At 33.0% G+C, this 13821-nt stretch carries 14 protein-coding genes; 9 read left to right on the top strand and 5 right to left on the bottom strand.

Translation table 11 applies throughout. The features are described 5' to 3' along the window. The first annotated feature begins 30 nt into the window (after positions 1–30). The gene (locus tag ACXGSQ_RS00470; protein ID WP_458627703.1) at positions 31–1092 is read left to right on the top strand and encodes a T9SS type A sorting domain-containing protein; all 1062 of its coding nucleotides are present in this window, start codon (positions 31–33) and stop codon (positions 1090–1092) included. Positions 1093–1255: 163 nt separating this feature from the next. Here ACXGSQ_RS00470 and ACXGSQ_RS00465 read toward each other — a convergent pair whose 3' ends face one another. The 3 genes from ACXGSQ_RS00465 to ACXGSQ_RS00455 all read right to left on the bottom strand — a co-directional run bounded on the left by ACXGSQ_RS00465 (position 1256) and on the right by ACXGSQ_RS00455 (position 3860). Beyond that, complete coding sequence (locus ACXGSQ_RS00465; RefSeq protein WP_458629296.1) at positions 1256–1345, bottom strand: hypothetical protein; 90 nt, start codon at positions 1343–1345, stop codon at positions 1256–1258. Positions 1346–1590: 245 nt separating this feature from the next. Further along, positions 1591–2925: an aryl-sulfate sulfotransferase gene (locus ACXGSQ_RS00460; RefSeq protein ID WP_458627702.1), complete on the bottom strand. Its 1335-nt coding sequence runs from the start codon at positions 2923–2925 to the stop codon at positions 1591–1593. Between the two features lie 101 nt (positions 2926–3026). Continuing rightward, positions 3027–3860, bottom strand: a complete 834-nt coding sequence (locus ACXGSQ_RS00455; protein WP_458627701.1) for a T9SS type A sorting domain-containing protein — start codon at positions 3858–3860, stop codon at positions 3027–3029. Positions 3861–3995: 135 nt separating this feature from the next. Here ACXGSQ_RS00455 and ACXGSQ_RS00450 point away from each other — a divergent pair, with 135 nt between their 5' ends. The 6 genes from ACXGSQ_RS00450 to dnaG all read left to right on the top strand — a co-directional run bounded on the left by ACXGSQ_RS00450 (position 3996) and on the right by dnaG (position 10847). After that, the gene (locus tag ACXGSQ_RS00450; protein WP_458627700.1) at positions 3996–4973 is read left to right on the top strand and encodes a polyprenyl synthetase family protein; all 978 of its coding nucleotides are present in this window, start codon (positions 3996–3998) and stop codon (positions 4971–4973) included. An 83-nt stretch (positions 4974–5056) separates the two neighbouring features. Next, positions 5057–5845, top strand: coding sequence for a hypothetical protein (locus tag ACXGSQ_RS00445; RefSeq protein ID WP_458627699.1), 789 nt, complete (start codon positions 5057–5059; stop codon positions 5843–5845). A 148-nt stretch (positions 5846–5993) separates the two neighbouring features. Further along, positions 5994–6557: an RNA polymerase sigma factor gene (locus tag ACXGSQ_RS00440; RefSeq protein WP_458627698.1), complete on the top strand. Its 564-nt coding sequence runs from the start codon at positions 5994–5996 to the stop codon at positions 6555–6557. Then, a complete protein-coding gene (locus ACXGSQ_RS00435; protein WP_458627697.1) occupies positions 6544–7338 on the top strand; it encodes a hypothetical protein in 795 nt (264 codons plus the stop codon). The genes ACXGSQ_RS00440 and ACXGSQ_RS00435 overlap by 14 nt, the downstream gene beginning before the upstream one ends. Before the next feature lie 78 nt (positions 7339–7416). Further along, complete coding sequence (locus ACXGSQ_RS00430) at positions 7417–8514, top strand: hypothetical protein (RefSeq protein WP_458627696.1); 1098 nt, start codon at positions 7417–7419, stop codon at positions 8512–8514. A 359-nt stretch (positions 8515–8873) separates the two neighbouring features. After that, positions 8874–10847, top strand: coding sequence for a DNA primase (dnaG, locus tag ACXGSQ_RS00425; protein ID WP_458627695.1), 1974 nt, complete (start codon positions 8874–8876; stop codon positions 10845–10847). Positions 10848–10859: 12 nt separating this feature from the next. Here the strand turns inward: dnaG and ACXGSQ_RS00420 are convergent, their stop codons facing one another. Both ACXGSQ_RS00420 and nadE read right to left on the bottom strand, forming a co-directional pair. Then, positions 10860–11489: a response regulator gene (locus tag ACXGSQ_RS00420; RefSeq protein WP_458627694.1), complete on the bottom strand. Its 630-nt coding sequence runs from the start codon at positions 11487–11489 to the stop codon at positions 10860–10862. A 151-nt stretch (positions 11490–11640) separates the two neighbouring features. Beyond that, on the bottom strand, positions 11641–12429 hold the full coding sequence (gene nadE / locus ACXGSQ_RS00415; RefSeq protein WP_458627693.1) for an NAD(+) synthase: 789 nt from the start codon (positions 12427–12429) through the stop codon (positions 11641–11643). A gap of 84 nt (positions 12430–12513) precedes the next feature. On the opposite strand from nadE, the gene gldB reads away from it, so the two are divergent. Further along, positions 12514–13482: a gliding motility lipoprotein GldB gene (gene gldB, locus ACXGSQ_RS00410; protein WP_458627692.1), complete on the top strand. Its 969-nt coding sequence runs from the start codon at positions 12514–12516 to the stop codon at positions 13480–13482. Beyond that, a complete protein-coding gene (gldC, locus tag ACXGSQ_RS00405) occupies positions 13482–13817 on the top strand; it encodes a gliding motility protein GldC (RefSeq protein WP_458627691.1) in 336 nt (111 codons plus the stop codon). The genes gldB and gldC overlap by 1 nt, the downstream gene beginning before the upstream one ends. The last annotated feature ends 4 nt before the right edge of the window (positions 13818–13821 follow it).

Below are 13821 nucleotides of genomic sequence, written 5' to 3'. Positions count from 1 at the left end.
CGTTTTAATTAAGAAAAAAACATATACATTATGAAAACAAAATTACTTTTTAGTTTATTATTTGCATTTAGCTTAACAGCTTTTTCACAGACATTACAGTCTGAAGACTTTAATGGTTTAACCCTAGGTAACATTAGTGAAGACCTTACTGGTGCGACTGCTGGTCAAGGTGGATTTTACGTTTTTGGAACTAATGGTGCTGACCCAACAACAACAACAAATTCTGCTAGTTCTAATTTTCAAGTTATAGCGTCAGGATACAATGGTTCTCAAGGAGCTCAGATTGTAAGTCCTAATGGTGACGCAGGTGTGCGTTATTTATTCAAGCCGGTTGCTACAGAATGGAGCGGACGAACATTAGGTAATAATATCGCCGAGCTAGAATTTATGTTTTATACGGGTAGTTCTTCAAGTGCTGCACCATTTAGAGCTGTAATTGCTGGTACAAATGCTGGTGCAGCTGCTAGTGCTGTAGCGATACAGTTTGATCCTGCTACTATGGAGCTTTCAGGATTGGCAACTTTAGCAGTTGGCGGCGTGCCAGACCTTTATGGTTTTTCATTAGGCGCTGATGATAGCGATCTGATATTACCAGCTAATACATGGTTATCAGTGGGATGTTCTTACAACACACTTACGGGTGAAATAAGATGGAAAACGAGCTTTAATGATACTAATGCTTTTTTTAATAATGCAGCTAATGTTCTACCTGGTATGACAATAGATGAAGTTGATTTTCTTAGCTTTGGTACAACAGGAAACACTATTGCAGCAAATTATACAATAGATGATTATAAATTTAAAGCTTCAGCTACAGATCAGTTGTTAGGTTTAAATGATGTTGTTGCGTTAGAACTTGCTAGTGTATCGCTTTTTCCTAATCCAGCAAAAGGATCAATTACTTTAGCGTCTGATATCTCAATTAAAAGTGTTGAAGTTTTTAATAACTTGGGTCAAGTAGTGTTACAAAAAAACTCTGATTTTAGCAATACAAATACATTTGATATTTCTAATCTAACTTCAGGAGTTTATATTATGACTATTAACTCAACTGATGGTGCTTCTCAAACTAAGAGGTTTATAAAAGAATAATAATTTTATTATTTTTTATTAATAGTATAACAGAGGGCTTAAAAAATTAAGCCCTCTGTTTTTTTTTAAGAATGTCTAAATTGTATTTTACGGCGACAGTCGTTGTGTAACAAGGCATAAAAAAAAGCGGCAATTGCCGCTTTTTTAATTTATATAATAGAGATTAGTTCTTAACGAATTTGATCGTTTTAAAATGATCATTAATAGTTACTTTAGTTAAATAAACACCATCTGTTAAAGACGAAACATTAATAGCTTCAGGTGTGTTAGGACAATAATCTAGAAATAACAGGTTCGCCTAGTAGGGAGTAGATTTTAATATTAGTCATAGCCATATTAGAGGATTCTAAGTTTATAACTTTGAAATATGGTGCTGATGATAATTACAAAAAGTGAAAATCTATTTAAAATTTAACTTTTTGTCTGTTGGGATTAAGCAGTCTTGAAAGAATTCTAAGGTACGCTTTGCTTTGTGTAGTAACTTAGATATGAAGTTAATTATTCTATTTCAATATTTAATTTTGATAAGTCTTGATTTTCAAATGCAGGATAATTTTTTGCATATCTATAAGATTTGAAAACATCATTAACTTCTAAGGGGATGTCATATTGCCAAACAATGGTTTTGTTTATATCAATTTCAATGATCCGACCTTCGGTACCTCTTGTAATTAGTGTATTATAATTACTTAGTCTTTGTGCTCCAGAAACTCGAGGTGCGTAGATTGCGGTACTTTGATAAGACCATGAGTAATCTAATGGTAAGTTATTAGAATTTGGTAACAAATTGTATGATCCATCAGTATTTTGAGGTATTAGTATCTCAACAACGCTAGACATGTTAGACGAAATATTGTTATTAAATATTAAAAAATTACCGCCATTAGTTGGTGTTGTGTTGTTCATATATCTTACATCGTGTTGGCCAAATAATTTTTGATCTTCGATAGTGCCGCTTTTATATGCTAAAGGGTTCCCCCATCTGTATAGTAAACGTCCGCCTTTATTATAGTTACCACCTGTTGTAGAAGCTGCTTCTGTACTAGTGGTAGAATGGTCAATAATCATTAATTCATTAAATTTTCTACTACTGACGACTATTTGATCTAATTCTTCGATATAGAAAATAGAGTTGAAGTGACTTAGGTTACTGTAGCCATTTGTAAAATTAATATCTATAAGATCTGGGTGTTCAGAAATATTTCCATAATTAAGTTTTGTGCTATCGTAATCTTGAATGAGATGATTCCAAATACTCCATTCCCAAATAATCTCGGCATTATTAGATCCTATAGGTTTAACCTCTATAATACGCTCAGCTAATACCGAGTCATCTAACAATAAATTAGGATTACGACCATTATTTATAGAAGTAGATGCGTTTTTTTTATCCCAAACTGTAGCTAGAATATGTCCATTAGGTAATACACTTAAATCGTGATGAAGTATATAATTCTCAGTAGAATATTGCCAGTCCCATATAATATTACCCTCAAAATCAAACATTTCTATTCCACCTGTTTTTCCACCGACAAGAAAATTTGGGTTGTCTGTTTTATAGGATCTAATTAATGTACCATCTTCATTTAAATAGACAGATAGGGGAAGATTATTTGAGGTCCATTTTTTTACAACATATCCTTCCATGTCTATTAAGTATGTGCTTTTTGAAGTAACAGGTGCTATTAATGTGTAGCCATCAAGAAATCTTTCTTGATTGTAAATTGTAATGTTATCATTGAGTTCTGGTAATGTTTCAATTTCATCTACGTCAGATTTGCATTGAAGAAATAGAAGAGAGGATATCAAAAAAAGTAAGATATTTTTTTTCATTAGTGAAGCTTAACGGTTATTAGGAGTAAAATAAAACCACGAAAATATTTATAATTGTAAATATTCTCGTGGTTCTTAAAGATTAAAATATAAGCGCTTTATTAGCTTTTAATTATTTTAAGAGTTTTAGAGCTATTGTTTGTATTTACTTTAACCAAATAAACACCATTCGAATAATTAGAAAAATCAATAGATTCGTTAGTATTTGAAAGTTTCAAATCTAAAACTTGCTGTCCTGTAATGTTAAATAATTGAACACTTTCAAATGAAGAATTAACCGATGTTAAATTTAAACGATCATTAGTAGAATTATAAGTGTAGCTAAAAGTGTTTAATTCTTCATCATCAATACTTAATACTGTTTCAGCGTTTACTTCAACATTATCAATTTCCATTGTGAACTCATCAGATACTCCAAAGTGTCTAAAAGCAATGTATACTTCTGTTTCTCCTGCAAAAGAAGAGATGTCTAGAGTTCGGTCTGTTAATTCGTTAACTCCGTCTAAGGTCGGTTCGTTAAATAATGTGGCAGAAGCCATAAATTCAGTAATTGTGTTTCCTGTAGACACATACACCGTGTAGTTTTCTGCGTCATAGTCAGCGTCACTAGCTTTAACTTGCCAGTTGAATGCAATTGTACCAGAAGCAGAGGTTAAGTCTATAGCTGGTGTTATAATCCAATTATCAGGATTAATTGCACCTGGACCTCCTAATCCACCTATGTATGATGCTGACCTTAATTGAGGTGTGCCTACAGGAAGATCGTTTAAGTCTACAATTTGAACAACATCCCAATTATACCCGTCACCATCGGCATCAATTAAAGTCCAATCTGAGATGTCAAGATCGTTAAAGTCATCTGACCAAACAATGTTTTGTGAGAAAGTGTTAAAGCTTAAGCCTAAAGCTAATGCGAATAATGTAATTTTTTTCATGTGTTTTAATGTTTTAGTTAATAGTGATACTAAATTACAGTTTTTTTTGACTAATAAAAGTTAAAATCCTATAATTCCTATTATTAGGAATAAATACTAATAGAATTTGTAATTTCGCATTATTTTAAACTAAAAATGAAGATAACCGAACAAATAAAATTACCTATTGCCTACGAGATGGATCTTTTTGAACAAAAGTTTCAACTCTCTATGGCTAGTAAGGTGGCGCTTCTCAACAGGATTACGCATTATATTGTTAACCGAAAAGGAAAGCAAATGCGACCAATGTTTGTGTTTCTAGTCGCAAAAATGATGAATAATGGTGAGGTAAGTGAACGCACCTATAGAGGGGCTTCGGTTATTGAACTTATTCATACGGCAACATTGGTTCACGACGATGTGGTGGACGATAGTAACCGAAGACGTGGTTTCTTTTCTATTAACGCACTCTGGAAAAATAAAATAGCCGTTCTTATTGGTGATTTTTTACTATCCAAAGGGTTATTACTTTCTATAGATAATAATGATTTCGATTTACTAAAAATTATCTCTGTCGCTGTTCGTGAAATGAGCGAAGGAGAATTACTTCAAATTGAAAAAGCCAGACAACTCGATATTACTGAAGACATATATTACGAAATCATCAGGCAGAAAACAGCCACTCTAATTGCGGCTTGTTGTAGTTTGGGGGCTGCTTCTGTAAAACCAAATTCGCCAGAAGTAGAATCGATGCGAAAGTTTGGTGAATTAATTGGTATGGCATTTCAGATTAAAGATGATTTGTTTGACTACGGAAAAGAGGCTATAGGCAAACCAACAGGTATCGATATTAAAGAGCAAAAAATGACGTTACCTCTTATTTACGTCCTTAATAATTGTTCTAAAAAAGAGAAGTCGTGGTTAATTAATTCGGTTAAAAATCATAATAAAGATAAGAAACGAGTCAACGAGGTTATTGCTTTTGTAAAAGCTAATGGAGGTTTGGATTATGCAGTAGCTAAAATGAAAGCGTTTCAAGAAGAGGCCTTAACGATATTAGCAAATTACGCAGAGTCACCATATAGAGCTTCTCTAAAGCTAATGGTCGATTATGTAATTGATCGTAAGAAATAAGGTTTTATTATATCTAAGTAATTAAACAATCTATATGTTATAATTCGCGCTATGAACTAGTGCTTTTTTATAAAGCGAACGCTATGAGTGTCAATTCTGTTTATCTTCTGTTTGGGGTACTGGTATCCTTAGTACTCACTTATTTTTTTGTAAAAAGATTAGGTAAAAGTGGCTGTATGACTTTTGGTTATATAGGTTTAGTTATACTTTCTGTTAATAGTTTGGCTATCGGTTCATTATTCTTTATGTATAGTGCTGGTTCTGATGTGTACGCCGTGCTAACGTCGGGTGAAAATTATACATCAACAGTCGTTAGCTTTACGTCCGAAGTACATCACGATTCAGATGATGGTAGCTCGTATATGATGTACACTCCAACAGTAAGATTTGTGACGCATGATAATGAGTTGATTCAGCGAGAATTAGATTTTTCTGCGTCAGAGATGCAAATTGGAGATGTTTATAGGGTTAATTATGATAAAGCATCAGATAAGGTTATTACACTTGGTTTTAATCTCGTAATTAAATTTATAGGTGCATTTATCTTCTGTATTATGTTTTCATTTCTATGTGTAGGTATTGTTATGTATGCTTTTAATTTTGATATGACAGGTTATAAAGATACAATTGCCAAGGTTGGACTTTACTTTTTTATTCCATTTCTTATGATTGGTTTTAATGTACTACTGATCTATGGAATATTCTTTGGTAACACAGTACCTTCCTGGGTAACCCTTTTACTAGTCTTCTTTTCAGTGATGCTTGGGCTTGGAACTTTAGGGTATTTTAAAATGATGTTTTCAAATGAGGAGCCCAAAATGAAAACAATAGTTTCTACTAAATGGCATAGTGATTGGAAAACTAAAAAATAAATTAGATTAATTTATTGGTATTTAGTTGATTGTTAGGTTTTTAGAAATTAATGTAATTATTTTTTATTAACTAGGCAACCCTTGGCTACAATATTGCGTCTTTATAAATAGAAAGGCATCTGAACGTATTCAGAATTTAAACCCAACCATGAAAGTTATACAACTTCATAAAAACGAAACAAAACTCATAGAGCGTGCAGCGAACAAAAATCGTGAAGCACAGCATATAATGTACGAGTTGCATGCTCCAAAAATGTTGAGTGTTTGCAGATACTATATTAAGGATGTGCACCAAGCTGAAGAGGTAATGTTGAATGGTTTTTTTAAAGTGTTTAAATATTTGAAGACCTATAAACATGAAGGCAGCTTTGAAGGTTGGATAAGACGAATTATGGTAAGAGAATCCATATCCTATTTAAGGAAAAAAAAGAAAATTGAATTCGCTGTTGAAGATGATTTTTTAGATCAAGGTTCATCAAACAACATTAATACAAATATTGAAGTTGCAGAAATACAACAACTTATAGATGGTTTGCCAGAAGGTTACCGAATGGTCTTTGTAATGTATGCGATAGAAGGGTATAAACACAATGAAATTGGCGAATTATTAAAAATTTCTGAAGGGACTTCTAAATCGCAATTATTTAAAGCACGACAGATGCTTCAGAAAAAATTAAAAGAATTAAATAACAACAGTTATGGCACCAATTAAGTTTGAGGAAAATATAAAAGATAAGCTCGAGAAACGAACCTTATCTCCATCATCAGAAGCTTGGTCAAAACTATCCGAACGACTAGAGGCTGATGAAAAAAAATCTAAAGCACCAATTTTTTGGTGGTTAAGTATTGCTGCAGGCTTATTAATTATGGTTGCGATATCAGTACAGTTTTTTAATTCGAATGAATCGGAAAACGTGAGACCTCAAATTGTTGAAGAAGAGTCTGTTGATAACCAATTGAATAATGAAATGCTTAAATCAAGTCCTAAAGCATCTATTGAAATTGCAAATGAAGACAATAGCGTAGAACGGAGTGAATCTAAAAAAGCAGAGTTACCTATTAATAAGACTTCTAAAATTATAGACTATAAAACCGTTGTATCTAAAAAGTCTGAACCCAAAACACAATTAGCAGATCAAACTAATTCCACCGATGAAGGGGGGCGTGTAAATCAGGATAGATCGCTTAATAATGAAGCTCAGGACCTGTTAGAAGAAGCTAAGTTGAAACTAGCTGTCTCCGATGCCATAGCAAGTTTAAAGACTGAAGAAGTCGCAGTTACGGATCAAGAAATTGATTCTTTATTGAAAGTGGTAAGCAAAGAATTATTTAAAGAAACCTTACGTAGCGAAACTACCAAAACAGTAGATGCCAACGCTTTACTAATGAGTGTAGAAGACGAAATGGGGCAATCGTTTAGAAGTAGAGTGTTTGAGGCTTTAAAAGAGAGTTATGAAACCGTAAAAACGGCAGTTGCAGATCGAAATAATTAAATCAAGAATTAAATTAATTGGGTTACTAGCGTGGCCGAAGTAAACATCAATAATCATTAAATCAAAAAACGAACAATTATGAACACAATTACAAGATTAGTAGTCAGCTTAGTAATCGCACTAATATTTACAACACTACAAGGACAAGAGGTTAAGATTGACAGCACGCAAACATCAACAAATCAATTAAAAATTAACGCACTGAATGAGCTCAAAACAAATATTGAGAATGAGGAACGTGAATTTTTAAAGGCTGAAATAGCAGTGATTAACCGTCGTTTAGATGAAGGTGATATCACAGCAGCAGAAGCTGAAAAATTGAAAAAAGAGGCTGCGAAAAATAGAGCTTTAAATATCGAAAACCGTTTAGCGATTATAGATAATAAAATTGCGTTGCTCGAACGAAATGAAGATAACTATAATGTTGAAGATGGGGAAGGAGATGGATTAGTCCTTAGAATTGGTGGAAGTGAAGAAGAGAAAGAAAGCTTTATTTATTTTGGTGAGAAATCAAATGATAAGCCTAGAAAATACGATAGACGTACAACAACTAATGTGGTGTTTGCTTTAGGTTTTAATAATGCTTTAATTGAAGGTCAGAGTCTAGATGATTCACCGTATAAAATAGGGCGTTCAGATTTCTTTGAATTAGGTTATGCCTGGAAAACAAGAATTTTTGAGAATACTAATTTCTGGAGGTTAAAGTATGGGTTTTCATTTCAGTGGAATAAATTTGAGATGAAAGACAACAATTATTTAGTGAATACGGATGGTGAGATTGCACTTCAAGAATTTCCTCTAGATTTAACTAAAGCTAAGTTTAGAACTACAAACTTAGTATTCCCTGTGCATATAGAATTTGGACCATCTAAAAAGATTGAAAAAAAGGATTACTTTAGATATTCTACTTATAAAAAATTAAAAGTAGGTTTAGGTGGTTACGCCGGACTTAATATTGGCAATATGCAAAAATTAAGATACAAAGAAGATGGGAATAAAGTAAAAAATAAACAACGTGATGGTTTTGAAGTAAGCGAATTTGTTTATGGTTTAAGTGGTTATGTGGCTTTGGGAGATATCGCATTATATGTAAAGTACGACCTGAATCCAATATTTAAAAACCAAGCTATAGATCAAAATAATATTTCAGTAGGATTGCGTTTTGATATGGATTAAGTCATCAATCAATCAATCAATCAATCAATCAATCAATCAATCAATTTTTGAGTGTTAGAAAGGTCTTAGTCTAGTTTAGGTTAAGGCCTTTTATTTGAGGGCTATGTGCTACTATTTTTAGTTCAATAGTTGAAAGTGTTATGACGAGGTGAAAAAGGAGATAAAATAGAGTAGAGGCTGTAACACTATATACATGGTCATCGTTAAAGAATGAAAAAAGTTTAATTCAATGATAAATTTTTAATACCCTTGGTTTATATTAAATTTGCAAATGGGTTATTCTTAAATCGACAAGAAGCCTCAATATGCTGTAAATTTTAATAAAATGTTTTTCTGTCTGTACAGGAATACTCTGAAGTATGATATCACAAAATTCCATAGCAAAAGTTTTTGAAACCGCTCGTGTAGAAGAGGTTATTGGAGATTTTGTCCAACTTAAAAAATCAGGAACGAATTTTAAAGGTTTAAGTCCGTTTAGTGAGGAACGTTCTCCAAGTTTTGTAGTATCTCCAGTAAAGCAAATTTGGAAAGATTTCTCGAGTGGTAAAGGTGGTAATGCGGTTACCTTTTTAATGGAGCATGAGCATTTTACTTATCCTGAGGCTATAAAATATTTAGCTAAAAAATATAATATTGAAATAGAAGAAACGGAACGCACTGACGAAGAAAAAGCGCAAGCCGATACGAGAGAAAGTTTGTATTTGGTGAGTGAGTATGCAAGTAGTTATTTTCAGAATGTATTGCATAAAACCAATCAAGGTAAAGCAATTGGTTTAAGCTATTTTAAAGAGCGTGGATTTACGGAAGAAACAATTAAGAAATTTGACCTAGGTTATTCATTAGACGAGTGGCAAGCCTTTACAGATGATGCCTTGGGTAAAGGGTATCAACTTAAATTTTTAGAACAAACAGGTTTAACAATCGTAAAAGGCGAGAAACGTTTCGATCGCTTTAAAGGTAGGGTCATGTTTCCTATTCAGAGTATGAGTGGGCGCGTTCTTGGGTTTGGTGGACGTATTTTAACTAATGATAAAAAAGCAGCTAAATATTTAAACTCACCAGAAAGCGAAATCTATCATAAAAGTAAGATTTTATACGGGTTGTATCATGCTAAACAAAGTATAGCGAAGGAGGATAATTGTTATTTGGTAGAAGGTTATACTGATGTTATTCAATTTCATCAAACAGGTATTACTAATGTGGTGTCTTCTTCAGGGACGGCTTTGTCTCCAGATCAAATTCGCTTAATAAACCGTTTAACAAATAATATTACGGTACTTTTTGATGGTGATGCAGCAGGGGTTAGAGCTTCTATCCGTGGTATTGATTTAATATTAGAGCAAGGAGTTAACGTAAAAGTATGTACGTTCCCAGATGGTGAAGATCCGGATAGTTTTTCTAAATCAAATACATTAGAAGAGCTGACGGAGTATCTTAAGAATAACGCTAAAGATTTTATTCAATTTAAAGCGTCGCTCTTAGTAAAAGAAGCTAATAATGATCCTATTAAGAAAGCAGAAACGATTCGCGATATTGTAAATAGTATTGCTAAGATTCCAGATCAAATAAAACGCGAAATCTATATTCAGGAATGTGCGCGAATTATGGATATTAGTGAGAATGTACTGTTTAGTACTTTGGCGCAAATCAATAATAAAGAAGCTAAGGATAATAGTAAATCAAAACCGTCCTTTTATCCTGAACAACCACCATTTGAAGTTGTAAGGAATGAACCTGAAAATAAAGCAAAAGTTGATGTTCAATACGAATTAGAAAAGAAAATTATTGAAATATTGATGCTTTATGGTGATAGAACCGAACAATTTGAAGATTTAATTCTACAAGAAGATGAACGTTCAGGTGAGTTAGTGCTGGAGCCAACAAAACACGAAGCACGGGTATTCGAAAAAATTTATTTAGATCTTCAAGAGGATGAAATGCAGTTCTCTAATCCACAGTTTAAAGTGCTGTATTATTCCATAATCGATAAATTGAACCAGGAAGAAGGGTTTTCTACCAAAAATTTTATCAACCAATTAGATCAAGAGTCAGCAAGCTTAGTAACGAGTATTTTAATGGAAGATGAACGTTATAGTCTTCACGATTGGGAGCGGAATTTAATTATACCTAAAGAAAAGAAAGATTCGGTTTCACAATTGGTGAGTCAAACCATCTTAAGTTTGCGTTGTCATTTAATTGACCAAAAAGTTGCCGAATATAAAAATGACACCTTAAAGGAAGATGTTGATATACGTGCAGTAATGGAGGATGTAAAAGACTACGTTGGTCTTAAGATGTTGTTGTCTCGTAAACTAGGTAAGGTTCTTGGTTGATTGCATATTGAATTAAGTTAAATTGTGGTGCTTGGCTTGGTGAATTAAATCTACAATATTTGTAACATTTAATTTCTTAAACAATCGGGCCTTATATGTACTGACTGTTTTTTCGTTTATATCTAATTCTTGCGCTATCTCTTTGTTTTTACGACCAATAGAAAGTAGTTTTAAAACTTCAACTTCTCTAGTGGATAGTTTTTTAAACATACGACTTCTACTTTTTCGTGTATCTTCATAACGAAAATGTTTGTCCATTTTTTCGCTTAATGATATATCGCCAGCACTAATTTTTCGCACAGCGGCTTCTATTTCATCGACACTAGCTTCTTTGTTTAAATAACCAGAGGCGCCTGCTTTAATTGTGCTTATGGCGTAAATTTCTTCAGGTTGATGGCTAAACATTAAGACTTGGACTGATTTATTCTCTTTTTTAATGGCTCGCAGTGCAGTGATTCCGTTAAGTTCTGGTAAATCGATTTCAGATATAATAACGTCAACTTTATTACGTCTTACAAATTCAAATATCTCAATTCCACTTCCCAAACTACCGATGACTTTAAAATCTGCTTTACTGTTTAAGAATAGTTCTAATCCTTTTCTTACGATAGGATGACTATCTACAATCAGAATATGTATCATGATATTTGTATTTTTGGCTTTGGTTAATACTTATTATTAGGGTAATACTTATTAATAAAATGGTGTGGTCAAAAAAAAATGGGGAGATTTGTTATGTAAAAGTAATTAAAAATTAAATAAATTAGCAGTTTTTGTTAGTAAAACGCAATAATTATTTTAAATTATTGGGAATTTCGCAAACAGGTATCGGGTTCATTTTGTGTTTGTTTGAGGAGTTGTAACGGAGGTAGATTTCAATTACTTCGCGTTCTCTTCCTTCAAAATCAGCTACGGTTTTTCCGTTTTTAGTAACTTTCATAGCCCATTCTAACTCAGGGTAAGAAGCGCCAATCTGATCTTCATCACTGCGAGCGTCTCCAAATAAACCATCACTTGGCGCGGCATTAATAATTGATTCTGGGACGTTTAAATAATTACCAATGTTGTAAACCTCCGACTTCATTAAATCAGCAATAGGACTTAAATCGACTCCTCCGTCGCCATATTTGGTGTAAAAACCGACTCCGAAATCTTCAACCTTATTTCCTGTGCCTGCGACTAAGAGGCCTAAAAGGCCTGCGTGATAGTATAAGGTGGTCATACGTAAACGTGCTCTGGTATTTGCTAAAGCCATATCTACAGTGGCTTGATCTCCGTCTAGGCTTACTTCTGTTTTAAATTCTTCAAATACAGGAGTTAGATCAACAACGGTATCTTTTACATTGGGAAATTCGCGTTTTAAAAAGGAAATATGCTCTCGTGCTCTTGTAACATGACTAGGAGCTTGATGAATTGGCATTTCTATACACAAAACATCTAAACCTGTTTTTGCGCAAAGCGTAGAGGTTACAGCAGAATCAATTCCACCCGAAATGCCGATAACAAAACCGTTAACGTTTGCTTTTTTAGCATAGTCGTTTAGCCATTTTACAATATGATTTATTACTTTTTCGGTTTGCATAATTTTTAATTTTTAAAACAAAGAAGTGTACCTTTGTACAACAAAAATAACGCAATCGAGTTAGGATTAAAAATGTTTTATCAAATGCAGATCAGAATTTACTTTATTTTGTTACTAGGATTTATGATGTTTTCTTGTGAAGAGGAATCTAAAGTTGAACAAGAAATTGCTAAAATTGATGTTGATTTTACGGTAGAACGCTTTGATAGAGCCTTTTCTGAAGCAATACCTAGCGATTTGCCAAAGTTAAAAACGGTCTATCCATTTTTGTTTTCTAAACATACCCCAGATTCTATTTGGGTTAATAGAATGAATGATACTTTACAGCATGAGATTTCGCAAGAAGTTAATAAGGTTTTTGGAGATTTTAAAGATGTAAAAGAAGAGATGGTTGCGATGTTTCAGCATCTTAAGTATTACGATAAAGTATTTGCGTTACCAAGAGTAATAACTTTAACCAATGATGTTCAGTATAGAGATAGGGTTATTGTTACAGATACTATTGCATTAATAGCGCTAGATAATTATTTGGGTGAAACACATCGGTTTTACGTCGATGGTAACATTCCTATGTATTTAGCTAAGAACTTTACAAAAAGTCAAATTGTAGTGGATTTAGCTAATGGTTATGCAAAGAAATATGCCTTTCAATCTAAAAGAAAAGCATTTTTAGAAGAGATGATTTATTTCGGAAAATTGCTTTATTTTAAAGATGTGATAATTCCATTTAAAACAGATGCGGAAAAAATGGGCTATTCGGATCTACAACTACAATGGGCGGAAGCTAATGAAAGTCAAATCTGGAGTTATTTTATTGAAAAGGAATTGTTGTACAGTACGGATCCTAAATTGCCAAACCGTTTTATTGCAGATGCTCCATTTTCTAAGTTTTATTTAGAACTTGATAATGAGTCGCCAGGACGATTAGGTCAATATATTGGCTGGCAAATTGTAAAGGCATACGCAGAGCGTACAGATGCGGATGTAATGGCTATTATGCAAACGGAACCTGAAGAGATATTTAGAAAATCAAATTTTAAACCCAAAAAGTAATGTCTAAAGTTATAAAATCGAAAATAGTATTAAACGTTGAACTCGATGAAAATAGAGTGCCAGAAAAATTAAATTGGTCGGCTCAAGATGGTGGAGTGGATAACGAAGAAGCTAAGGCGATTATGCTATCTGTTTGGGATAGTAATGCCCAAGAAACCTTGAAAATAGATTTATGGACTAAAGATATGCCTGTAGATGAAATGAAACTCTTCTTTCATCAAACTTTGGTAACAATGAGTGACTCATTTTTAAGAGCAACACAAGATGAAAAAATGACGGCAACAATGAAAGATTTTTGCGATTATTTTGCTGAAAAACTAGAGTTGAAAAAATAAGATA

This window comes from Winogradskyella sp. PC D3.3 (genome assembly GCF_054366245.1).
Note: the sequence above shows the minus strand (reverse complement) of the source record. Positions and strands in the feature narration are given on the sequence as shown.

Coding starts and splice junctions, on each gene's coding strand:
- ACXGSQ_RS00470 (WP_458627703.1), top strand. CDS start 31: ATGAAAACAAAATTACTTTTTAGTTTATTATTTGCATTTAGCTTAACA.
- ACXGSQ_RS00460 (WP_458627702.1), bottom strand. CDS start 2,925: ATGAAAAAAAATATCTTACTTTTTTTGATATCCTCTCTTCTATTTCTT.
- ACXGSQ_RS00455 (WP_458627701.1), bottom strand. CDS start 3,860: ATGAAAAAAATTACATTATTCGCATTAGCTTTAGGCTTAAGCTTTAAC.
- ACXGSQ_RS00450 (WP_458627700.1), top strand. CDS start 3,996: ATGAAGATAACCGAACAAATAAAATTACCTATTGCCTACGAGATGGAT.
- ACXGSQ_RS00445 (WP_458627699.1), top strand. CDS start 5,057: ATGAGTGTCAATTCTGTTTATCTTCTGTTTGGGGTACTGGTATCCTTA.
- ACXGSQ_RS00440 (WP_458627698.1), top strand. CDS start 5,994: ATGAAAGTTATACAACTTCATAAAAACGAAACAAAACTCATAGAGCGT.
- ACXGSQ_RS00435 (WP_458627697.1), top strand. CDS start 6,544: ATGGCACCAATTAAGTTTGAGGAAAATATAAAAGATAAGCTCGAGAAA.
- ACXGSQ_RS00430 (WP_458627696.1), top strand. CDS start 7,417: ATGAACACAATTACAAGATTAGTAGTCAGCTTAGTAATCGCACTAATA.
- dnaG (WP_458627695.1), top strand. CDS start 8,874: ATGATATCACAAAATTCCATAGCAAAAGTTTTTGAAACCGCTCGTGTA.
- ACXGSQ_RS00420 (WP_458627694.1), bottom strand. CDS start 11,489: ATGATACATATTCTGATTGTAGATAGTCATCCTATCGTAAGAAAAGGA.
- nadE (WP_458627693.1), bottom strand. CDS start 12,429: ATGCAAACCGAAAAAGTAATAAATCATATTGTAAAATGGCTAAACGAC.
- gldB (WP_458627692.1), top strand. CDS start 12,514: ATGCAGATCAGAATTTACTTTATTTTGTTACTAGGATTTATGATGTTT.
- gldC (WP_458627691.1), top strand. CDS start 13,482: ATGTCTAAAGTTATAAAATCGAAAATAGTATTAAACGTTGAACTCGAT.